This is a genomic window from Granulosicoccus antarcticus IMCC3135 (assembly GCF_002215215.1).
Lineage (GTDB): Bacteria > Pseudomonadota > Gammaproteobacteria > Granulosicoccales > Granulosicoccaceae > Granulosicoccus > Granulosicoccus antarcticus.
This window is the reverse complement of the sequence record NZ_CP018632.1, coordinates 3384900-3411030: the sequence shown is the minus strand read 5'-3', so window position 1 is coordinate 3411030 and position 26131 is coordinate 3384900. Positions and strand designations below refer to the sequence as shown.

General features: G+C 55.1%; 1 protein-coding gene. It reads left to right on the top strand.

What is annotated here, in order from left to right; all coding sequences use genetic code 11:
• Positions 1-2: 2 nt before the first annotated feature.
• Positions 3-26117, top strand: coding sequence for an isopeptide-forming domain-containing fimbrial protein (locus IMCC3135_RS14600; RefSeq protein WP_088918294.1), 26115 nt, complete (start codon positions 3-5; stop codon positions 26115-26117).
• Positions 26118-26131: the final 14 nt, after the last annotated feature.

Here is a 26131-nt window from a genome sequence, read left to right as displayed (position 1 = left end):
CTATGCCAATCAATCAACACAAACCCATGGCTGTAAACGATCCTGCTCTGCGCAACACAGAAGAATCTTCATACCGCTGGAAACATGGCTTGCATGCTGCGCGAGCCAGATACAGACTGGAAGCTCGTATCATGCTGGACGGTGCAGCGGAGGCTGCAGTACTGGCCGTTGACGACTCGACTGACGCACTGTCCAGCGATGCACCAGACGCTGTTGATCAAACATTGTACTCAAGTGGCAATGATGGACAGGATCAGGATGTCGTCGATCTTTTCAATGACACCTCAGCTCGGCGTGAAGTAGTCATCGTTGATACCACTATCAAGGATTGGCAAGACTTGCTGGCAGATATTGACGGGGCGCAAGATTCTTCCAACTGGCAACAGGATTCCGACTCGGGGCTGATGCGCCTGGATACACAAAACGGCTCAACATCATTGACTGTCTATGCTCTGGACGGTGCAAACGATGCCATCAATGGTGTCACTCGTGCCTTGGCGAATGAGACTGATATCGATGCTTTGCACTTGCTCACGCATGGTGAAGAGGCGGCCATTCGTATCGGCAGCGAACGTATCGATGCCGAGTCACTGGATAGCTGGACGTCCACATTGCAAGCCTGGGGAAACAGCCTGAGCAGTGATGGTGACCTGCTTCTGTATGGTTGCGAAACCGCCGACAGCGAAGCTGGCCTGGCTTTTGTCGATGCCATTGCTCTGCACACCGGCGCCGATGTTGCCGCCTCCGATGATGCAACAGGCAGCAGCCGTTCTGGTGGAGATTTTGACCTGGAAGTTCATGCAGGTCAGGTCAACAGCGAGGTGATTACTCAGGAACAAGCAGACGCCAGCTTCGATGGTTTACTGGCAGCGACTCCCTCTGCCACGCTGAGCTTGCCAGCCGACGCAGCTATCAACGAGCCTTTCACCTTCACAGTCTCACTGGACAACTCAGGAACCGAGACGGGCTATGCCCCCTATCTGGATATATTTACAGAACCGGGCGTTGAACTCGGTAGCGCCTCCTATCTGGGCTCAGCAGTCGATACAGGCGCGCAACTGACCTGGAATGCAACCGATGCTGAGTGGCAGGACAGTTCTGGCAGCACCGTTACCGAACATCCACTGACGGACTCCATACCTCTGCCGGCAGATCCTGGAATCGATGGTATGAACTGGATCAGTGTCGAGTACCCATTCGGCAGTTTTGTTGCAGATCAACCCGCCGCGACCATCTCCTTCGCGGCCACGCTTGTCAAAAGTGATGGTGCGACGGCGGGGACACCACTGAACATTCGTGCTCAGTCAGGCTTTGCCTATGGTACCGATGCTTTCGACAATGCCGGTGCACCAGATAATGACCCGGCGATTGTTGGCACACTGACCAGCTCAACGATCACCCCATCAGTACTGGACATCACAAAAGATGCCTACTCGTCAGGGCCCAATGCCGTGGGTACTGAAAATGAACAGGCAACAGGTCCGAACAACCCCATTACCTGGGAGATCACTGTCGACATCGCCGACGGCGAGACCGTCAATGACATCGTCATAGAAGACATTATTGGCGAGGATGTACACTATCTGGGCAATCTGGTCGTCACCGGCTCAGGCACTCAGGCCGGATTGAGTTCGACCGATGCCAGCACAGGCACATCGACTTCCAACCCCCTGGAGGTGCGTTTCTCATCGGTAACGGGCACCGCTGCCGGTGATGACATCGTTATTCGCTACGACGGCTATCTGCCCGAACTTGATGCCAGCAACAATCCCATCCTTGACCCTGTCACTGGTCTGGCCTCAGGGGTAGTGAGCAATCGCGTCGACATCGATGCACAGTACGATGGCAATGCACTGAGCGACTTTGCTGAGCATGATATCGAGCCGCATGCCATAGCCACGCAAAAATCGGTCAGCATACTCACCTCGGACGGCAACGCTGCCGGGCGTACCAGCACCGTTCCCGGGGACTTGCTGGAATGGCGACTGGCGGTGCAGGTATCGGACTACCTGTCACTGGACAACCTGGCTATCGCTGATACCTTCGGGGATGGTCATCTGTTCGTTGCCAATAGCGCAAAATTCAGTGTATTTGACAATAACGCAGTCAGTAGCGAGGCTGCCATGGACAACAGTAACGTATCGCTGGGATCGATTGATTCAGGCACGGGTCTGACGCAGGTCGACTTTGACATATCCGCAGAACTCATCTCCCGTGGCTTTGATATGGCCGGTGAACTGGACGGTGACCTGTCGACTGACACTGTGCAGTCAGGCAAAACGACTGTTGTAATCACGTTTCGCACCGAGGTCCAGGATAACTTTCAGTACCCGACCAATTTTGGCGGAAACTCATCGGTTGATGTCGGCGATGAACTGACCAATACCGAGATCGTCACTGCAACGCTTGTCTCCAGTGGCAATGCCGTCAGTGATAACAGCACCGCGACGGTCTTTATCAGTACTCCGGAGTCAAGCAAGAGTATCTATGCCATTGACGGGGATACAAACGATTTTGATAGCAACGACCCGGAGTTATCACCCGGCCAGGAAATTACCTACCGCATCACGATTGATCTTCCCACCAATGATGTCGAGAACCTGACTGTCACCGACTACCTGCCCCTGCCCATCTTTGCCGTACCGGCAGACTATAGTTACGCCGGATTCTTTACCGGTATTGACAACGTGCCTGCGGCCGGTAGCTACGGTTTTGGGCCGAGCACGAACGCGGCCGACTTTCCAGCCACCTTCTTTGATGTCAATGGCAGCACCGGAGAGCTGGTCATCGTTGACCCAACCACCGACGCCGATTCAAACAGCGTCACTTGGCACTTCGACAGTTTTGATGAACCAGGTTCTTCGGGCGGCACGATCGATCTGCTATTCACCACGGCAACGCAGGATGTGAAGTTCGAGGACGGGCTGTCTCTGACCAACCAGGCGCAGATCAGTTACGTCAATACCAACAACCCTATTGCTCCGGACATACAGATTGCCAGTATTGAAACTCTGGCACCTGCTCTGTCTATCAGCAAGGGTGTGGTTGCACTGGATGCGGATAGCAACGGCATTTTGTCCGAAACCGCTCTGCCCGCCAGCTTCAGTGATGCCGGCACAACTGGCGCCGCTTTCACAGGCACGATCAATTCCGCCGCCCTTGAGAGCACCCCTGTTGATGCGGACGTCGACACCGTGGATGCCGACGATACAGTACGCTTTGCCCTGGTCATTCACAATACAGGCGGTTTTGAAGCCACCGACATACGCATCAACGACGACCGTCCGACAGGTTTTGAGATACCTGCAGGCGGCCTGAACCTGCGTGCCGTGCTTGGAGATGGAACAGTGCTGAGTGTCACCGGTCAGCTGTTTGATGCCGCAGGGGCTGCGGATCCCACAGGTCTTGGGTTCACACTGTCATCCAGCGAGCTGGAACTTGGTCCGGGTCATGCCAACGAAACAGCGGTAACTGATGGTTCGAATATCATTATCGTCACATACGATCTGGTCGTCGCCTCCAGTGCCTCTGCCGATTCCAAACTGGAAAACAATGCCGCTATTCTGGCCTTTGCAGCCTTTGACGGCGGCACCGACTATACCGCCGGCGCATCGAATGCAAAATGGAGCGATACGGCAACAGCCACTCTGAGTACAACAGGTATAGTCAAGACACTAGTATCAACTGGCATTGACAACCTGGGAGACAATCCGCTTGACGAGGCAGTTGCAGGCGAATACGTCGAGTATCAGATCGTTCTGACTCTGCCTGAAGGCACACTCGATAACGCCAGAATTGTTGATACGCTGGATACCGGCCTTGGTTTTCATTCCATCAAATCTGTCACCCCGTCCTCGGCTGATATAAGCAGTTCGATTGGCGCTCTGACAAGCAACGTGACAACAAGCACCAGTGGTCAGGAAGTGACTTTCAATCTGGGTGACGTGCTCAATGCCAATACCGATGACGGCACGGTCGAAACCATCACGGTACGATACAATGCCTACGTACTGGCCACCGCAACAGTCGGCAGCACTCTGGCCAACCGCGCAGATATACGCTGGTCGCGAATCGATAACACCACCGCACAGGAGAGCGACTCGGCCGTAACGGTACAGGTGATTGCACCAGAGCTTGAGATTGAAAAGACGATCGTAAGCAGCGCAACAGGTGCCGCGGGTGACGATATAACGTATCAGATACGTATCACGCACACCGCAGGCTCGGATACCACCGCGTTCAATGCCAGTCTCAGTGACATACTGCCTACCGAGGTAGAATCGCCCACCATTGACTCGGTTACCGGTCCGGCAGCGGCTACGGCGGGTTTCGTCATTGTTGGCAATGAGCTGAGAAATACAGACTTTGATCTGGCTAAAGGTGAGGTCATTGTTGTAACAGTCACAGGCACGGTGGGCAACGTCATCGTGGGGACACCGGTTGACAATACCGCCGATCTGAACTGGAGCACGCTGGATAGTGATGATGCTGATGACGGACGCGATGCCGATGAGGCCGTGTTCAGTGACAGCAGCACTGCAACCTTTACAGTCAACGAGCCTGATATTGTAAAAACGGTTCAGGCAAGCGGAATCATGACCACCGCCAACGGCACGAATACTGTCGTTGACGGCGAGTGGATCGACTATCGAGTCACGATCACGGTTCCGCAAGGCAGTGTTCCATCAGCATTGTTGGTAGACAGTCTGCCCGCTGGCATCACCTTTGATAACACAACTCCAGTCACGATCACCGCCAGTAGTGCCGACGTGACATTTACAGGCACACCGACCTTGCCAACGACAAGTGCTCAGGATGTGCGCTTTGATCTGGGCAATCTGACCAACAGCAATCGCGATGACGGTGTCGTTGAGACGCTGACTATCGACTACCGCGCGTATGTGACCAGCGGCAGTATTCCCAGCACTCTGACCAACACCGCAACTCTGTCATGGGACCTTACAGCTAACGGCAGTTCGGAAGATACCGGAGACGGCAGCACAAGCGATAGCGCCACCGTTGTGTTTGCCGAACCTCGCCTGGAGGTGCTGCAAAGCATTGTGAGCGCCCCAGTCGATGCCAACGATACAGTGCGCTATCAGTTCATCATCAAGCACGAATCAGGCTCTACAGCCGATGCCTGGGATGTCGGATTTGACAACACCTTTCCGGCAGATCTGGACAGTATCGTGCTGGTGTCAGCCAGTGACAACAATACAGTTGATCGCTCTGCGGACTTCAGCAATTCTGGCAATCTTCTGTCTGCCTCCGATCTGAACCTTGCGCTGGGTGAGAGTATAACGCTAATCGTTGACGCCACGGTTGGCGGCGATACGGCGGCAACCAAGACCATCACCAATACCGCCAACATCAACTGGTCCAGTCTTGACAACGGTGCAGCACAAGGCGAGGAGAGCACAGAGACGTCAGGTAGTGACTCAGACACCCAAAGTACAATACTGGCGTCTCCCACTTTTGATCGATCCGTTGTCGATACTGGCATCACCAGTACGATCAATGATGACAGTGAGCTTGTAGCCGGAGAATACGTCACGTTTGCCCTGACCGTGACTGTTCCCGAAGGCAACACGGTACTCACAGCTATCACTGACACTCTGCCCGCCAACCTGGTATTTGATTCGACATTCCCTGTCACTGTGACAGGCTCTTCTGGTGTGTCTGTAGGCAATGCCTCTGCAGCCACAGCTGCATTATCAGGTCAGAACGTCGCTTTCGATCTGGGTACAATAGACAATAGCAACTCAACCGACAGCGGCAGCGACACCGTAACGATCATCTACCGTGCCTATGCCAGTAATGGCGTTGCAGACGGCGATACGCTCACGGCCAATGCAGCACTGGTATGGGATACCAATGATGATTCGGCTAATACTGACTTGATTGATGGCAAGCTACAGAAAAGCGAATCACTGACGGTTATCCATCCGCTTCTCAGCCTTAGTCAGAATGTGACGACGACACCGGCGGACAGTGGTGACACCGTGGAGTACACGTATGTTATCGAGCATACCGCGAGCTCTACAGCCGATGCGCGGGACGCCTCATTCCTTGATCTGTTACCAGACAATCTGTCAGGCGTAACAGTCGTCTCGGCAACACTTGATACAGCCGGGGATCTTACCGGTGATTTCATCGTCACAGGCAACGAGGTCAGCAACAGCGAATTCACACTCGCCCATGGCGATTCGATCACTCTGGTAGTGAGCGGGACACTCGATTCATCAACGGTTGCAGGATCCAGCATATCCAATGTGGCGACACTGGACTGGGACACGCTGTCAAACAGTGACGCCGATGATGGGAATGAGTCTGCTGAAGGCACCGGTAGCACCAATGCATCAGCCACACTCACTATTGCCTCCCCTGAACTTGAAAAAGTCATCGTATCTACCGGTATCGATGATACGACCAACAGTGCCGGCCAGGTTGTTGCTGGCGAGTGGATCGAATACGAACTCAGGGTAACCGTGCCTGAAGGCGTAACCCGTGATGCCGTGATTGTCGACAGCCTTGGCGAAGACCTGGTCCTCGACAGCGGATTTACCCCTGTGGTGACGCTGGCCAGCGGCACCAGTATCAGTGGCGATCCTTCCAGCCCGAGTCTTGATACAGGAAGCAATGCACTGACGTTCACGTTGGGGGAAATCAGCAATACCGAAACGGATAACGGTGATGCTGAAATCATTACCATTCGCTATCGCGCCTGGGCAGATACCGATGTTGTCGCGACAGCTCCACTTGAGACCAGTGCACAACTACGCTGGGATGTCGATGGCGACGGATCGGATACCGGTACCGACAACGGCACAAGCACTGCAACCACATCAACCGATATTATCGCACCGGAACTGATTGTCACCAATGAAGTCACGTACATTCCGGGTGAGGCTGGCGATGCGGTCGAGTATACGGTCGTCATTCGCCACACCAGTTCGGATATCGGACGTACCGATTCGGACACGATTGCCTATGACGTCAGCTTTACCGATACGATTCCATCAGGTGTTGACGGACTTGTCCTGACAAGCGTTGTCGATGAGAACGGTGATCCGGTCAGTGCTTCTGGATTTGTCGTTGATGGTGGCACCAACACGCTGTCACATCCCACAGGTTTTGATCTTGCACCCGGTGAGTCCTACACTCTCGTTCTGTCAGGTACTGCTGGTGCCTCGCTTGCCACTGGAGACACACTGCGTAGCGAAGCGACTATCAACTGGACAACACTGGATGCAGACACTGCCAGCGATGGCAATGATGCTCTGGAGGCATCCGGTTCAGATGTCGCCAATGCAGATTTTTCCCTGGTCAGCATGACCAAGGTGATTACATCCACGGGCATCGAAGATACCAGCAATTCACGCAATGAAGTGGTTGCAGGTGAGTGGGTCAACTATGAAGTGAGCATCGAAGTGCCACACGGTGATGTTGATGCTGCAGCGATCATGGACACGCTGGATGCGGGCCTTGTTTTTGATACATCCGGTCCTGTCACGGTGACGGCAGGATCAAATGTGTCAACCAACCTGACGGGCGGATTCACAGCCGTTAACGGTGCTTATGACACTGTCAACAACCGCGTTACTTTCGAACTTGGCGATATGGTCAATAACGCGCCGCCTGGTTCGATCGAGACGCTGACACTCAGTTATCGCGTATTTGTAGCCGTTGATGCCACGACTATCAGCACGGCAAACTCACTGGATACCTTCGCCACGGCTGTCAAATTTGTCTGGGATATCAATGGCGATGGTGATCGTTCTGATCCAGCCGATGGCAGTACCGGCGCCATCGTCGCCCCCGTGACTTTCCAGGCGACTGAGCTGAGTATTTCCGAGACTCTGATTTCACCAACGCCTGCCACTGCTGTGGATGCCGGTGATGCCCTGCGCTTTGAGATAGTCGTCGAGCACACCGCCAATTCTGAGCTCGGTGCCTTCGATGCCTCCGTCACCACCACACTGCCGCCTGAACTGCAGAACGCGGTGATTATCTCGGCCACCGACAACAACGCTAACCTCATAACCGCCGTGGTGTCTCCGGATGGCCAGACCGTCACCCTGCCCGATTTTGACTTGGCACTGGGCGATACCGTCACCCTGCTATTGGATGCCGCCGTTAGCACGCAAGCCTCTGCCAACCTGACGATCACCGATACCGCCTCCTTGACCTGGGAGTCTCTGGGCGACAATACGCAGGGCAAGCAGAGTGTGCAGTCCTCTGGGGCAGATTCTGACACTGCCAGCTTTCTGGTTGATGGCCCCGCCTTCTCACGCTCGATCAGCGATACCGGCATTGATGGCACCGATGGAGAATTGGCTCCTGGCGAATTCGTTGAACACACTCTGGTCATCACCGTCCACGAAGGCACCACACCACTAGCCGCCATTACTGAAACACTCGATGCCGGCCTGGTCTTCGATGCCGATTTTCCTGTCTCCATCACAGGCTCTGCCGGTGTAAGCTTCTCCAATGCAGCGGCGACCACACCAACCGTCTCGGGTGATACCGTCCGCTTTGAGCTGGGCACCATCACCAATAGCAATACCGAGAACGGCACCGACGGGACACCTGACAGCACCAATGACACCGTCACCATTATCTATCGCGCCATTCTGGACGAAGCCGATGCGCCAGCAGGTACGCTCGTAGATCAAGCCACCATTGGCTCGAACTCCGCCTTTGTCTGGGATGACAACGCCGATGGCGACAATGCCGATACCACGGCCCTGACCGGCAACGACACGCTCACCATCGTTGAACCACAACTGGCCATCACGCATGCGGTCTCGCAAATCCCCTCGGAAACCGGTGACACCATTCGTTATGACATCAGCGTCGCTCACACGCCTTCCTCTACCAGCGATGCTTTTGATGTCAATTTGATCGATGTTCTACCTGTCGGAATCGAGGCTGTCAGTATTGTCAGCGCCCTTGATACCAATGGTGACACCGTCACAGGCTTTACGATTACCGGCAGCGATGCCGCTGGCTGGACGGTCACACACCCCGGTCACGACATTCTCCAGGGAGACACCCTGGATCTGATCGTCGAAGGCACCATGGGTGAGGCCCTTATCGAAGGCACAACCATCACTCACGATGCCAGCATTACCTGGTCATCCCTGGATGCTCAGGCAGGTCCGGGCGTAACACAAGACGGTGATGCCGACAATCTGGATGCCGTCGAACGCAGCTATAGCACTGACAATGAAGCCAGCTTTACGCTGGCTGATGTCGTCAAACAGATTGTCGCCACCGGCATCAACGATGCCAGCAATGCCCTCGATGAAGTCGTCGCTGGCGAGTGGATCGACTATCAGATCATTATCGATATCCCTCAGGGCGATATGGATCTGGCTCTGGTGACCGACCAGCTGGATGCCGGCCTGGTCTTCGATCCGACTAGCCCGTTCAGTGTTACCGCTTCCAACAGTTCACTGCTATCCACCGATCTGGGCTTTTTTTCTGATGCCACACCGATCTGGGATGACAGCACCCGCACGCTGAGTGTGGATCTGGGCAACGTCAACAACGCTGCTACCGGCAACGCCGTCGAAACACTCACCATTACCTATCGTGCCTTTGTCGCTGACTCGGCAACCGTTGTCAGCACGGCCACCCCGGCAGATACCCTGGCCAGCACCGTCACGGTGCAATGGGATATCAATGCTGATGGTGACCGTACGGATGCGCTAGATGGCTCTGCGACAGCCACATCTGAGTCCGTGACTGTGCGTGCGCCTGTGCTTGAAATCACTGAAACGCTGATTAATCCGGCCAGTCCGACAACACCCGTAGATGCGGGTGATGTCCTGCGCTATCAGATAGTTGTCGAACACACCGCCAGCTCTGATGTCAGTGCCTTTGATGCATCAGTGACTACCACTCTGCCACCCGAACTGCAGGATACCGTGATTGTCTCGGCCACCGACAACAACGGTAATCTCATCAATGCAGTGATGTCCCCTGATGGTCAGACTGTCACCCTACCCGATTTTGATCTGGCACTGGGTGACACAGTGACCCTGCTGCTGGATGCCACCGTCAACACTCAAGTCTCTGCCAATCTGACGATTACTGATTCTGCCTCTTTGAGCTGGGAGTCTCTGGGCGACGATGCCCAGGGTAAGCAGGGTGTTCAGTCCACCGGCGCAGATTCTGACACCGCCAGCTTCCTGGTCGACGGGCCTGCCTTCTCACGTTCAATCACCGATACCGGTATTGATGGCAGCGATGGGGAACTGACTCTCGGTGAGTTCCTTGAACACACCTTGGTCATTACCGTCCACGAAGGCATAACACCACTAGCCGCCATTACCGAAACACTGGACCCAGGTCTGGTCTTCGACGCTGATTTCCCGATCTCAATCACAAGCTCCGCCGGTGTCAGCTTCTCCAACACAACCGCTGCCACGCCGACCCTTTCGGGTGACACCGTGCGCTTTGATCTGGGCACCATCACCAATACCAATACCGAGAACGGCACCGACGGTACACCTGACAGCATCGATGACACCATCACCATTATCTATCGTGCCACTCTAGAGGCAGATGATGCACCAACAGGCACGCTCGTTGATCAAGCCACTATTGATTCGAACTCCGCCTTTATCTGGGATGACAACGCCGATGGTGATAATACCGACACCACCGCATTAACCGGCAGCGATACGCTCACCATCGTCGAACCACAACTGGCCATCACCCATGTCGTCTCACAGGTTCCTTCGGATACCGGTGACACCATTCGCTATAACATCAACATCGCTCACACCCCTTCCTCCACTAGCGATGCCTTTGATGTCAACCTGATCGATGCTCTACCAGTTGGCATCGAGGCTGTCAGTATAGTCAGCGCCCTGGATGCCAATGGCGACACCGTCACAGGCTTTACCCTCACCGGCAGTGACGCCGCTGGCTGGACGATCACACACCCCAGTCACGATATTCTTCAGGGCGATACTTTGACTCTGGTGATCGAGGGTACTATGGGTGAGGCCATCGCCGAAGGCACCGCTATTACCCATGATGCCAGTATCAGCTGGTCATCCCTGGATGCCGAGGCAGGCCCGGGCGCAACCACAGAAGACGGTGATGCCGACAACCTGGACGCCGCCGAACGAATTTACACTGCAGACAATGAAGCCTCTTTCTCTCTGGGTGATGTCGTCAAGCAGATCGTCGCCACCGGTATCAACGATGCCAGCAATGCCTTCGATGAAGTCGTCGCTGGCGAGTGGGTCGACTATCAGATCATTGTCGATATCCCTCAGGGCGATATGGATCTGGCTCTGGTGACCGACCAACTGGATGCCGGCCTGGTCTTCGATCCGATGGGCCCATTCAGCGTTACCGCTTCCAACGCCTCACTGCTGTCCACCGATCTGGGCAACTTTACAGATATTACCCCCAACTGGGATGACAGCACTCGCACGTTGAGTGTGGATCTGGGCAACGTCACAAACTCTGCCACCGGTACCACCAATGAAACACTGACCATTGCCTATCGCGCCTTTGTCGCCGACTCGGCAGCCGCTGTCAGTACTGCCGCCTCGGCAGATACCCTGGCCAGCACCGTCACGGTACAGTGGGATATCAATGGTGATGGTGATCGTACTGATACCCTTGATGGGAGCACCGGCACCACCGTTGCCCCTGTGACTTTCCAGGCAACTGAGCTGAGCATTTCCGAGACTCTGATTTCACCAACGCCTACCACCCCTGTGGATGCCGGTGATGTCCTGCACTATGAGATTGTCGTTGAACACACGGCCAACTCCGAGGTTGGTGCCTTTGATGCCGCCGTCACCACCACACTGCCGACAGAGCTGCAGAATGCGGTGGTTGTCTCGGCCACCGACAACAACGGCAACCCCATCAATGCAGTGGTGTCCCCGGATGGTCAGACTGTCACTTTGCCCGATTTTGATCTGGCACTGGGTGATACCGTCACTCTGCTGCTGGATGCCACCGTCAACACACAAGCTTCTGCCAACATCACCATCACCGATACCGCCAACCTCACCTGGGAGTCTCTGGGCGACGATACCCAGGGTAACCAGAGCGTGCAATCCACCGGCGCAGATTCTGACACCGCAAGCTTTCTGGTCGATGGTCCTGCCTTTTCACGTTCAATCACCGATACCGGTATTGATGGCACCGATGGCGAAGTGGCTCCTGGGGAGTTCGTTGAACACACCCTGGTCATTACCGTCCACGAAGGCACCACGCCACTAGCCGCCATTACCGAAACTCTGGATCCCGGTCTGGTCTTCGACGCCGACTTTCCGGTCTCCATCACAAGCTCTAGCGGCGTCACCTTTTCCAACGCGACAGCTGCCACACCGATCGTCTCCGGTGACACCATCCGCTTTGATCTGGGCACCATCACCAATAGCAATACCGAGAACGGCACCAACGGCACACCTGACAGCACCGATGACACCGTCACGATTATCTATCGCGCCATTCTGGATGCAAACGATGCCCCAACAGGCACGCTCGTAGATCAAGCCACTATTGGCTCAAACTCCGCCTTTGTCTGGGATGACAACGCTGATGGCGACAATACCGATACCACGGCATTAACCGGTAGCGACACACTCACCATCGTTGAGCCACAACTGGCCATCACCCATGTCGTCTCACAAGTTCCCTCGGAGACCGGTGACACTATTCGCTATGACATCAACGTCACTCACATACCGTCCTCCACCAGCGATGCCTTTGATGTCAATCTGATCGATGCCCTGCCTGTCGGCATAGAGGCTGTCAGTATTGTCAGCGCCCTTGATGCCAATGGCGACACCGTCACAGGCTTTACCGTCACCGGCAGTGATGCTGCTGGCTGGACCATCACACACCCCAGTCACGATATTCTCCAGGGCGATACCCTGGATCTGGTGATCGAAGGCACCATGGGCGGCTCCATCGTCGAAGGCACCGCTATCACCCATGATGCCAGTATCAGCTGGTCATCCCTGGATGCCCAGGCAGGCCCGGGCGTAACCACAGAAGATGGTGATGCCGACAACCTGGATGCCGTCGAACGCAGCTATAGCGCTGACAATGAAGCCAGTTTCTCTCTGGGTGATGTCGTCAAGCAGATCGTCGCCACTGGCATCAACGATGCCAGCAATGCCCTGGATGAAGTCGTTGCTGGTGAATGGATCGACTATCAGATCATTATCGATATCCCTCAGGGCGATATGGACCTGGCTCTGGTGACTGATCAGCTGGATGCCGGACTGGTGTTTGACCCGACCGGGCCTTTCAGTGTCACCGCTTCCAACGCTTCACTACTGTCCACTGATCTGGGCAACTTTGCGGATATCACCCCGAACTGGAATGACAGCACCCGTACGCTGAGTGTGGATCTTGGCAACGTCAACAACGCTGCCACGGGTAACACCGTTGAAACACTGACCATTGCCTATCGTGCCTTTGTCGCTGACTCGGCAGCCGCTGTCAGTACTGCCAACTCAGGGGATACTCTTTCCAGCACCGTCAATGTACGTTGGGATATCGACGGCAATAATGATCGCAATGATCCCGTGGACGGCTCTACAACCATCACAGCCGAGTCCGTGACCGTACGATCGACCGAGCTTGATATAACTGAAACGCTGGTTAATCCAGCCAGCCCGACAACCGCAGTGGATGCCGGTGATGTCCTGCACTATGAGATTGTCGTTGAACACACGGCCAACTCCGAGGTTGGTGCCTTTGATGCTGCCGTGACCACCACACTGCCAACCGAACTCCAGAATGCGGTGATTGTATCGGCCATCGACAACAACGGCAATCCAATCAATGCAGTGGTGTCCCCGAATGGTCAGACCGTCACTCTGCCTGATTTTGATCTGGCACTGGGTGATAGCGTCACTCTGCTGCTGGATGCTACCGTCAACACACAAGCCTCGGCCAATCTGACGATTACTGATACCGCATCCCTCACCTGGGAGTCTCTGGGCGACGATACCCAGGGCAACCAGAGCGTGCAGTTCACCGGCACCGATTCTGACACCGCCAGCTTTCTGGTCGATGGCCCTGCCTTCTCACGTTCAATCACTGATACCGGCATTGATGGAATCGATGGCGAACTGGCAGTCGGTGAATTTGTTGAACACACCCTGGTCATCACCGTTCACGAAGGCACCACACCACTAGCCGCCATTACCGAAACTCTGGATCCCGGTCTGGTCTTCGATGCCGACTTCCCTGTCTCCATCACAAGCTCTGCCGGCGTGACCTTCTCCAACGCCACCGCCACAACTCCAACACTCTCCGGTGACACCGTGCGCTTTGATCTGGGCACCATCACCAACAGCAATGTTGAGAACGGCACCGACGGCACAGCTGACAGCACCAATGATACTGTCACGATTATCTATCGCGCCATTCTGGATGCAGCTGATGCCCCAACAGGCACGCTCGTTGATCAAGCCACCATTGGCTCAAACTCCGCCTTTGTCTGGGATGACAACGCCGATGGCGACAATACCGATACCACGGCATTAACCGGCAACGACACACTCACCATCGTTGAGCCACAACTGGCCATCACCCATACCGTCTCGCAGGTTCCTTCGGATACCGGCGATACCATTCGCTATGACATCAGCGTCGCGCACACACCCTCCTCTACCAGCGATGCCTTTGATGTCAACCTGATCGATGCCTTGCCCGTGGGAATCGAGGCCGTCAACATCATCAGCGCCCTCGATGCCAATGGTGACACCGTGACAGGTTTTACCATCACCGGCAGTGATACCACGGGCTGGACCGTCACACACCCCAGCCACGATATCCTCCAGGGCGACACTCTGGACCTGGTCATCGAAGGCATCATGGGGGAGGCCATCGTCGAAGGCAGTGCCATCACACATGACGCCAATATCACCTGGTCATCCCTGGATGCTGAGGCCGGTATTGGTCCGATAGCTGAAGACGGCGATGCCGACAATCTGGACGCCGCCGAACGCAGCTATAGCGCTGATAATGAAGCCTCATTCTCTCTGGGCGATGTCGTCAAGCAGATCGTCGCCACCGGCATCAACGATGCCAGCAACACCCTCGATGACGTGGTTTCCGGTGAATGGATCGACTACCAGATCATTATCGATATCCCTCAGGGCGATATGGATCTGGCACTGGTCACTGATCAACTGGATGCTGGACTGGTCTTCGATCCGACAGGGCCATTCAGTGTCACCGCCTCCAACGCCTCACTGCTCTCAACCGATCTGGGCGATTTTACGAATGTCACCCCGACCTGGGATGACAGCACTCGCACGCTGAGTGTGGATCTGGGCAACGTCAGTAATACTGCCACCGGTAGCACCATTGAAACACTGACCATCGCCTATCGCGCCTTTGTCGCCGACTCAGCGACCGTTGTCAGTACCGCGAATTCAGGTGATGCTCTTTCCAGCACCGTCAATGTCCGTTGGGATATCGACGGTAATAATGATCGCAATGACTCGGTAGACGGTGCTACAAGCATCACAGCCGAACCCGTGGCCGTGCGATCAACTGAGCTTGAAATCAGTGAAACACTGATCAATCCAACCAGCCCGACAACCGCGGTGGATGCCGGCGATATCCTGCGCTATGAGATTGTCGTTGAACACACCACCAACTCCGAGGTCGGTGCCTTTGATGCCGCCGTCACCACCACACTGCCGACAGAGCTGCAGAATGCGGTGGTTGTCTCGGCCACCGACAACAACGGCAACCCCATCAATGCAGTGGTGTCCCCTGATGGCCAGACCGTCACTCTGCCCGATTTTGATCTGGCACTAGGTGATACCGTGACCCTGCTGCTGGATGCCACCGTCAACACACAAGCCTCTGCCAATGTCACCATCACCGATACCGCCTCCCTGACCTGGGAGTCTCTGGGCGACGATACCCAGGGTAACCAGAGCGTGCAGTCCACCGGTGCAGATTCTGACACCGCCAGCTTTCTGGTCGATGGCCCTGCCTTCTCACGTTCAATCACCGATACCGGCATTGATGGAACCGATGGCGAACTGGCCCCTGGTGAGTTCGTTGAACACACTCTGGTCATTACCGTTCACGAAGGCACTACACCGCTAGCCGCCATTACTGAAACACTCGATGCCGGCCTGGTCTTCGATGCCGACTTCCCGGTCTCTATCACAAGCTCTAGCGGCGTCACCTTTTCCAACGCGACAGCCACTACACCGACCGTCTCCGGTGACACCCTGCGCTTTGATCTGGGCACCATCACCAACAGCAATGTTGAGAATGGCACCGACAGTACACCTGACAGCACCAATGACACCGTCACGATTATCTATCGCGCCATTCTGGATGCAGCTGATGCCCCGGCAGGTACGCTCGTTGATCAAGCCACCATTGGTTCAAACTCCGCCTTTGTCTGGGATGACAACGCTGATGGCGACAATACCGATACTACAGCCCTGACCGGCAACGACACACTCACCATCGTTGAGCCACGGCTGGCCATCACCCATGTCGTCTCGCAGGTTCCTTCGGATACTGGCGACACCATTCGCTATAACATCAACGTCGCGCACACACCATCCTCAACCAGCGATGCTTTTGATGTCAACCTGATCGATGCCCTACCGGCCGGCATTGAGGCCGTCAATATCATCAGCGCCCTTGATGCCAATGGCGACACCGTCACAGGCTTTACTCTCACCGGCAGTGACGCCGCCGGCTGGACCGTCACACACCCCAGTCACGATATTCTCCAGGGTGACACTCTGACTCTGCTCATCGAAGGCACCATGGGGGAAGCCATCGTCGAAGGCACCGCCATCACGCATGATGCCAGCATCACCTGGTCATCCCTGGATGCGCAGACAGGCCCGGGCGCAACCACAGAAGACGGTGATGGCGATAATCTGGACGCCGCCGAACGAATTTACACTGCAGACAATGAAGCCAGCTTCTCTCTGGGCGATGTCGTCAAGCAGATCGTTGCCACTGGTATCAACGATGCCAGCAATGCCATCGATGAAGTGGTTGCCGGTGAATGGATCGACTATCAGATCATTATCGATATCCCTCAAGGCGATATGGACCTGGCTCTGATCACTGACCAGCTGGATGCCGGACTGGTGTTTGACCCGACAGGGCCATTCAGTGTCACCGCCTCCAACACCTCACTGCTCTCAACAGATCTGGGCAACTTTACAGATGTCACCCCGAACTGGGATGACAGCACTCGCACGCTGAGTGTCGATCTGGGCAACGTCAGCAACACGGCCACCGGTAGCACCAATGAAACACTGACCATTGCCTATCGCGCCTTTGTCGCAGACTCCGCGACCGTTGTCAGTACTACCGCCTCAGCAGATACTCTGGCCAGCACTGTCACAGTACAGTGGGATATCAATGATGATGGTGATCGTACTGATACGGTTGATGGTCTGACAACGACCGTCGTTGCACCTGTGACGTTTCAGGCCAGCGAGCTGACAGTCACCGACACGCTGATTTCACCGATATCAACCCAGGCTGTCGACGCTGGCGATGTCATGCAGTTCCAGGTCGATATCAACCACACACCTGACTCTGAAGTGGGCGCTTTTGATGTCGCATTTGTCAATACACTTCCAGACGAACTCAACAATGCGATCATTCTCTCTGCTCTTGACAGCAGCGGTACAAACGTTACAGGGTTTACAGTTTCGCCTGACGGACTGACAGTACTCAATCCGGATTTCGATCTGGCTCTTGGCGAACACATCGTGCTGCTTGTTGAGGCAACCGTGACGACACAGGCTTCAGCCAATGCGACCGTTCTTGATACCGCATCCCTCACCTGGGAGTCTCTGGGCGACGATACCCAGGGCAACCAGAGCGTGCAGTTCACCGGCACCGATTCTGACACCGCCAGCTTTCTGGTCGATGGCCCTGCCTTCTCACGTTCAATCACCGATACCGGCATTGATGGGATCGATGGCGAACTGGCAGTCGGTGAATTTGTGGAACACACCCTGGTCATCACCGTGCACGAAGGCACCACACCACTAGCCGCCATTACCGAAACTCTGGATTCCGGCCTCGTCTTCGATACCGATTTTCCTGTCTCCATCACAGGCTCTGCCGGTGTCACCTTCTCCAATGCTACCGCCACAACCCCAACACTCTCCGGTGACACCGTGCGCTTTGATCTGGGCACCATCACCAACAGCAATGTTGAGAACGGCACCGACGGCACAGCTGACAGCACCAATGATACTGTCACGATTATCTATCGCGCCATTCTGGATGCAGCTGATGCCCCAACAGGCACGCTCGTTGATCAAGCCACCATTGGCTCAAACTCCGCCTTTGTCTGGGATGACAACGCCGATGGCGACAATACCGATACCACGGCATTAACCGGCAACGACACACTCACCATCGTTGAGCCACAACTGGCCATCACCCATACCGTCTCGCAGGTTCCTTCGGATACCGGCGATACCATTCGCTATGACATCAGCGTCGCGCACACACCCTCCTCTACCAGCGATGCCTTTGATGTCAACCTGATCGATGCCTTGCCCGTGGGAATCGAGGCCGTCAACATCATCAGCGCCCTCGATGCCAATGGTGACACCGTGACAGGTTTTACCATCACCGGCAGTGATACCACGGGCTGGACCGTCACACACCCCAGCCACGATATCCTCCAGGGCGACACTCTGGACCTGGTCATCGAAGGCATCATGGGGGAGGCCATCGTCGAAGGCAGTGCCATCACACATGACGCCAATATCACCTGGTCATCCCTGGATGCTGAGGCCGGTATTGGTCCGATAGCTGAAGACGGCGATGCCGACAATCTGGACGCCGCCGAACGCAGCTATAGCGCTGATAATGAAGCCTCATTCTCTCTGGGCGATGTCGTCAAGCAGATCGTCGCCACCGGCATCAACGATGCCAGCAACACCCTCGATGACGTGGTTTCCGGTGAATGGATCGACTACCAGATCATTATCGATATCCCTCAGGGCGATATGGATCTGGCACTGGTCACTGATCAACTGGATGCTGGACTGGTCTTCGATCCGACAGGGCCATTCAGTGTCACCGCCTCCAACGCCTCACTGCTCTCAACCGATCTGGGCGATTTTACGAATGTCACCCCGACCTGGGATGACAGCACTCGCACGCTGAGTGTGGATCTGGGCAACGTCAGTAATACTGCCACCGGTAGCACCATTGAAACACTGACCATCGCCTATCGCGCCTTTGTCGCCGACTCAGCGACCGTTGTCAGTACCGCGAATTCAGGTGATGCTCTTTCCAGCACCGTCAATGTCCGTTGGGATATCGACGGTAATAATGATCGCAATGACTCGGTAGACGGTGCTACAAGCATCACAGCCGAACCCGTGGCCGTGCGATCAACTGAGCTTGAAATCAGTGAAACACTGATCAATCCAACCAGCCCGACAACCGCGGTGGATGCCGGCGATATCCTGCGCTATGAGATTGTCGTTGAACACACCACCAACTCCGAGGTCGGTGCCTTTGATGCCGCCGTCACCACCACACTGCCGACAGAGCTGCAGAATGCGGTGGTTGTCTCGGCCACCGACAACAACGGCAACCCCATAAATGCAGTGGTGTCCCCGGATGGTCAGACCGTCACACTGCCCGATTTTGATCTGGCACTAGGTGATACCGTGACCCTGCTGCTGGATGCCACCGTCAACACACAAGCCTCGGCCAACCTGACGATTACTGATACCGCCTCTTTGACCTGGGAATCTCTCGGCGACGATACCCAGGGCAAGCAGAGCGTTCAGTCCACCGGTGCAGATTCTGACACCGCTAGCTTTCTGGTCGATGGCCCTGCCTTCTCACGTTCAATCACCGATACCGGCATTGATGGAACCGATGGCGAACTCGCCCCTGGTGAGTTCGTTGAACACACTCTGGTCATTACCGTTCACGAAGGCACTACACCGCTAGCCGCCATTACCGAAACTCTGGATCCCGGCCTTGTCTTCGATGCCGACTTCCCGGTCTCCATCACAAGCTCTAGCGGCGTCACCTTTTCCAACGCGACAGCTGCCACACCGATCGTCTCCGGTGACACCATCCGCTTTGATCTGGGCACCATCACCAATAGCAATACCGAGAACGGCACCAACGGCACACCTGACAGCACCGATGACACCGTCACGATTATCTATCGTGCCATTCTGGATGCAAACGATGCACCAGCAGGCACGCTCGTTGATCAAGCCACCATTGGCTCGATCTCCACCTTTGTCTGGGATGATAACGCTGATGGCGACAATACCGATACCACGGCATTAACCGGCAACGACACGCTCACCATCGTTGAGCCACGGCTGGCCATCACCCATGTCGTCTCGCAGGTTCCTTCGGATACTGGCGACACCATTCGCTATAACATCAACGTCGCGCACACACCATCCTCCACCAGCGATGCTTTTGATGTCAACCTGATCGATGCCTTGCCCGTGGGAATCGAGGCCGTCAACATCATCAGCGCCCTCGATGCCAATGGCGACACCGTCACAGGCTTTACCATCACCGGCAGTGATACCACGGGCTGGACCGTCACACACCCCAGCCACGATATTCTCCAGGGTGACACTCTGACTCTGCTCATTGAAGGTACTATGGGCGAGGCCATCGTCGAAGGCACGGCCATCACCCATGATGCCCATATCACCTGGTCATCCCTGGATGCCGAGGCCGGCACGGGCGCCATAGCGCAAGACGGCGACGCCGATAATCTGGACGCCGCCGAACGAATTTACACTGCAGACAATGAAGCCAGTTTCTCTCTGGGTGATGTCGTCAAGCAGATCGTCGCCACCGGCATCAGCAATGCCATCGATGAAGTGGTTGCCGGTGAATGGATCGATTACCAGATCATGGTCGACATCCCTCAGGGCGATATGGATCTGGCTCTGGTGACTGATCAATTGGACGCCGGACTGGTCTTCGATCCGACAGGGCCATTCAGTGTCACCGCTTCCAACGCTTCACTACTGTCCACCGATCTGGGCAACTTTACAGATGTCACCCCGGCCTGGGATGACAGCACCCGCACGCTGAGTGTCGATCTGGGCAACGTCAGCAATGCTGCCAGCGGTAGCACCAATGAAACACTGACCATTGCTTATCGCGCCTTTGTCGCAGACTCCGCGACCGTTGTCAGCACTGCCAACTCAGGAGATATGCTTTCCAGCACCGTCAACGTGCGTTGGGATATCGACGGCAACAATGATCGCAATGATCCCGTGGACGGCGCTACAAGCATCACAGCCGAGCCTGTGACCGTGCGTTCGACCGAACTTGTACTCACTGAAACACTCATCAATCCAGCCAACCCGACAACAGCGGTGGATGCCGGTGATGTTCTGCGCTATGAAATTGTCGTCGAGCACACCACCAACTCCGAGGTCGGTGCGTTTGATGCCGCCGTCACCACCACTCTGCCGACAGAACTACAGAATGCGGTGATTGTCTCGACCATTGATAACAACGGCAATCTCATCAATGCAGTGGTGTCCCCGAATGGTCAGACCGTCACTCTGCCCGATTTTGATCTGGCACTGGGTGATACCGTCACCTTGCTGCTGGATGCCACCGTCAACACACAAGCTTCTGCCAACATCACGATTACCGATACCGCCTCCCTGAGCTGGGAGTCTCTGGGCGACGATACCCAGGGTAACCAGAGCGTGCAGTCCACCGGTGCAGATTCTGACACCGCCAGCTTTCTGGTTGACGGCCCCTCTTTCTCGCGATCAATCACCGATACCGGCATTGATGGCGTCGATGGAGAATTGGCTGCTGGCGAATTCGTCGAACACACTCTGGTCATTACCGTTCACGAAGGCACCACAGCACTGGCTGCCATTACCGAAACGCTGGATCCTGGCCTTGTCTTCGATGCCGACTTCCCGGTCTCCATCACAAGCTCTGCCGGCGTGATCTTCTCCAACGCCACCGCTGCCACACCGACCGTCTCCGGTGACACCGTGCGCTTTGATCTGGGCACCATCACCAACAACAATACCGAGAACGGTACCGACAGTACAGCAGACAGCATCGATGACACCATCACCATTATCTATCGTGCCACTCTTGAGGCAGCCGATGCACCAGCAGACACGATCGTCGATCAAGCCACCATTGGCTCGCACTCCGCCTTCGTCTGGGATGACAACGCCGATGGCGACAATACCGATACCACTGCATTAACCGGCAGCGACACGCTCACGATCGTTGAGCCACAATTGGCCATCACACACCTTGTCTCACAGGTTCCCTCAGAGACCGGTGACGCCATTGGCTACGAAGTGACCATCGAACACACAGCGACTTCCAGCAGTGATGCCTTTGATGTCAATCTGAGCAATACCTTGCCCGTAGGGATTGAGGCTGTCCGAATCATCAGCGCACTCGATGCCAATGGCGACACCGTGACAGGCTTTAATGTCACCGGCAGTGACGCCAATGGCTGGACAATCACACACCCCAGCCATGACATTCGACTGGGCGATACACTCTTTCTGGTGATAGAAGGCACCATGGGCGAAGCCATCGTCGAAGGCACCGCCATCACACACGATGCCCACATCACCTGGTCATCGCTGGATGCCGAGGCCGGCACGGGTGCCCTAGCGCAAGATGGTGATGCCGACAATCTGGATGCTGCCGAACGCAGTTACAGTAAGGATGCTACAGCCGGATTTTCCATCGGCGATGTCTCTAAACGTATCGTTGCCACAGGTATCCAGGATGCTGACAACACACTAGATGACGTTGTTGCCGGTGAGTGGATCGAGTACGAAGTCATCATCGAGATTCCTCAGGGCACGACCCATCTGGTAGAGATCATTGATCAACTGGATCCGGGTACCACACTGGATACCAGTCAGGCAATCACTGTCACTCCATCAAGCAGCAGTGTATGGACAACACTGGGGCTTGGTGACTTCAGCGATATCACAGTGACACACGACGATAGCAACCAGCTGTCAATTGCTTTGGGCGATGTCACCAACAATGCAATGTTTTCATCCGTACAGACACTCACCCTGTCTTACAGAGCCTTTGCCAACAACGACGAAACCGCATCATCGAATGGAGAGCAGCTGGCGGACAATGTGGTCCACATCCAATGGGATATCGATGGGGATGGTATTAACAATGGCCCCAAGGATGGTGTAACCGACGCTTTTGCACCGGCACTGACTATTGCCGAGCCAGTACTGGAAGTCAAAAACACAGTCACGCGAATACCTTCTGATCATGGCGACCAGATTCACTACACCTTCCAGATTGCTCACAGCGATACCTCTAGTTCAAGCGCTTACGACGTTGCATTCAGTGATACCTTTCCTGCTGGCGTCAGCGAGCTGACCATCATCTCGGCACTGGATGCAGAAGGTAACCCGGTTGAGGGCTTTGCTCTCAATGGGCAGTCTCTCTCGCACTCAAGCTTCGACCTTGCCATTAACGAATCAGTCACAATAGTCGTATCGGGCACCGTATCCACCGGCACACCCGTGGGCGACACCATCAGCAACGTATCTACCATCAACTGGTCCTCTCTCGATGCTGACAACCTTGATGACGGCGCCGACGTGCTCAGTCCTGCCAATGAGCGCACGGACAGCGCCCAGGCTACATCTACCTTCTCGATCGCAGATGTTGACAAACACCTGCTCAGTACCGGTATCGACTCCACAGCCAACACGCTGGCGGACGCAGTCCCAGGGGAGTATGTAGTCTGGGAAATCACGGCCTCACTGCCAGAAGGAGAAATGGACAAACTGGCCTTGATCGATACGCTACCAACAGGTGTCGCTTTCGACGCATTGCTGGAAATTCGTGCCAGTTCAACCAACCTTATCAGCACCACCGGCCCCGCAGATCTATCAGGCACCACACTACCTGCAAAAGGTGATACCGGTGAACTTGTCTTTGAACTTGGAGACCTGATCAATCAAGACTCAAGCAGCAACAGTACAGAAACCATCACTCTTGTCTATCGGGCTATAGTTCTGGACACCGCCTCAAACACGGCAGGTGTCATTCTTGATTCCTCAACCCGACTTGCCTGGGATATTGATGGCGATGGTAACAATCTTGGGCCCTTGGACGGCTTGTCTGAAGACAGCTCAGCATCGCTGACTATCCTGGAACCATCACTGACGCTGGCATCGGATGTCAACGACACCGACCCACATCTGGGGCAACGAGTCACGTTTACCGTCACCCTCCACAATCCCGATGATGGGACCGGGCTGGGCACTGACGCTTTTGATGTTGCTTTGGTCAATCTCTTGCCATCAGAGCTTAGCCTTGAGCCTACCTCGGTACGCATCAATGGCATCTCCAGCGCCAACGACGTGAATGCAACAGACTCCACCAACGGCAATACTCTTGACCTGGTACTTAACAGAGTTGCATTAGGCGAACAACATGTCATCACTTTCGATGCGATTGTCACTAGTGATAACTCACTTGCCAACATCGCACTGAACACCGAGTCGGCACTCATCTGGTCCAGCCTGCAGCAGATCGATGTCAATGACGGTGATGAGTCGAGTGAACGAGACCAGACTGGCGGATATGCTGCCAGCACCAGTACCGAGCTGACGCCTGTCGTCCCTGATTATGCAATCTCTGTAAAAAGCGATGCTGATGCACCTCTGTCAGTCGGCGATCCGATCACTTATACGTTGAGTCTTGAGAACATTGGTACGCATGCCGGAAACAACGTTACCGTCAGCGCACCATGGCCTGTAGAGACATTTGGCGAGCCAGGCTCCTTATCCGCTGGCGGACAGTACAACCCGGAAACACAAACCGTTGTCTGGATCGTCGACGTGCTTGATGTGGGAGAGCAACTCAGCTTTATCGCAAACGGCACGGTGGCCATGATGCAAGCTGCAGATACGGATGCCAATCCGGATACTCGAAATGATCGCTTTGAGCTGATACCAGTTGTTAGTGATGATGGCAGTCGTGGACAAGACCCGGAACTTGCCAACAACAGCGACCAGGTCAGTGGTGAGATCGATGCATCGCCTGATTACGTGGCCACAATTGACAATGATATTGAACAGGCCTCCCCGACACAGGCTGTGCCCTACACCGTTACGGTGAATAATCAAGGGACCCAGACAGGCACTGGCGTCACGATTGTGCATGGATTCGATCCCGCTCTGATTACGATTGTGGATGCTGATGGCGGTACCGTTGATGAGCAGGCAGGTACGGTAACGTGGATTCTGGACGAATTGGCCGTCGGAGAAACTGTCATTTTCAACATCAATTCCCAGCTTCTCCCAACCGCCACCCTCAGTACTGCAGATCAGCTGTTCACCGGAACGGTATCGGTCAACGACGACGGCCTTAACGGCAGCGACCCCACACCGCAAAACAACCAGGATGAGCAGCAGGAAATGCTACTGGCAAGCCCCGGTGATCCATCCCCATTGCTGCCCCCCGTGGCCATTGACGCAGGTACAGCGATCAGCAGTCAAGAGATAAGAGATAACCAACTGCAATTGGATGGATCACGGGGTCAGCTGATATCTCGTCTCATGCTCACCGAAGTGCTCTCTGGTGATTCACAAAACGAAGATCGGCATATGTCTGCGCTGCAAATGCTCGATGGAGACGAGAAAAACAACCTTTTCCAGGATTCTGAAAACAGATTGGCAGAGGATGATCCGATAAACGGCGGCGACCTGCTGGACATCTTCAGAAACGATGTCGTGACCTGCGAGGCTGCAGGCATTGACTGGACACGTTATGAGCCGAACCTGAAAGAGCTGGGACTTGATGACAAGCAGCAGCTCGACAGCGTGCCGCCAGAAGTGCCCGGTACTGATGCCCAGAAAGTGCCAGACCAATCATCATCGACCAATGGTGCATTTCATGAAAGCCTGCAACGCGAATTTCAACAGCTTCACGGTACGTCGGAACCTGCAATCGTCGACTGGATGAGGGATATGGACGATGTACAAGGTGCCAACGATAGCCAGCCACAACCGGACGAACAGAACAAAGAGTCAGAAAATCCGGATCAAAAGGCTGCCTGATCTGATGTCCAGAC

Excerpts from the sequence above, each read along its gene's own strand:
- IMCC3135_RS14600 (WP_088918294.1), top strand. The coding sequence starts at position 3 with ATGCCAATCAATCAACACAAACCCATGGCTGTAAACGATCCTGCTCTG.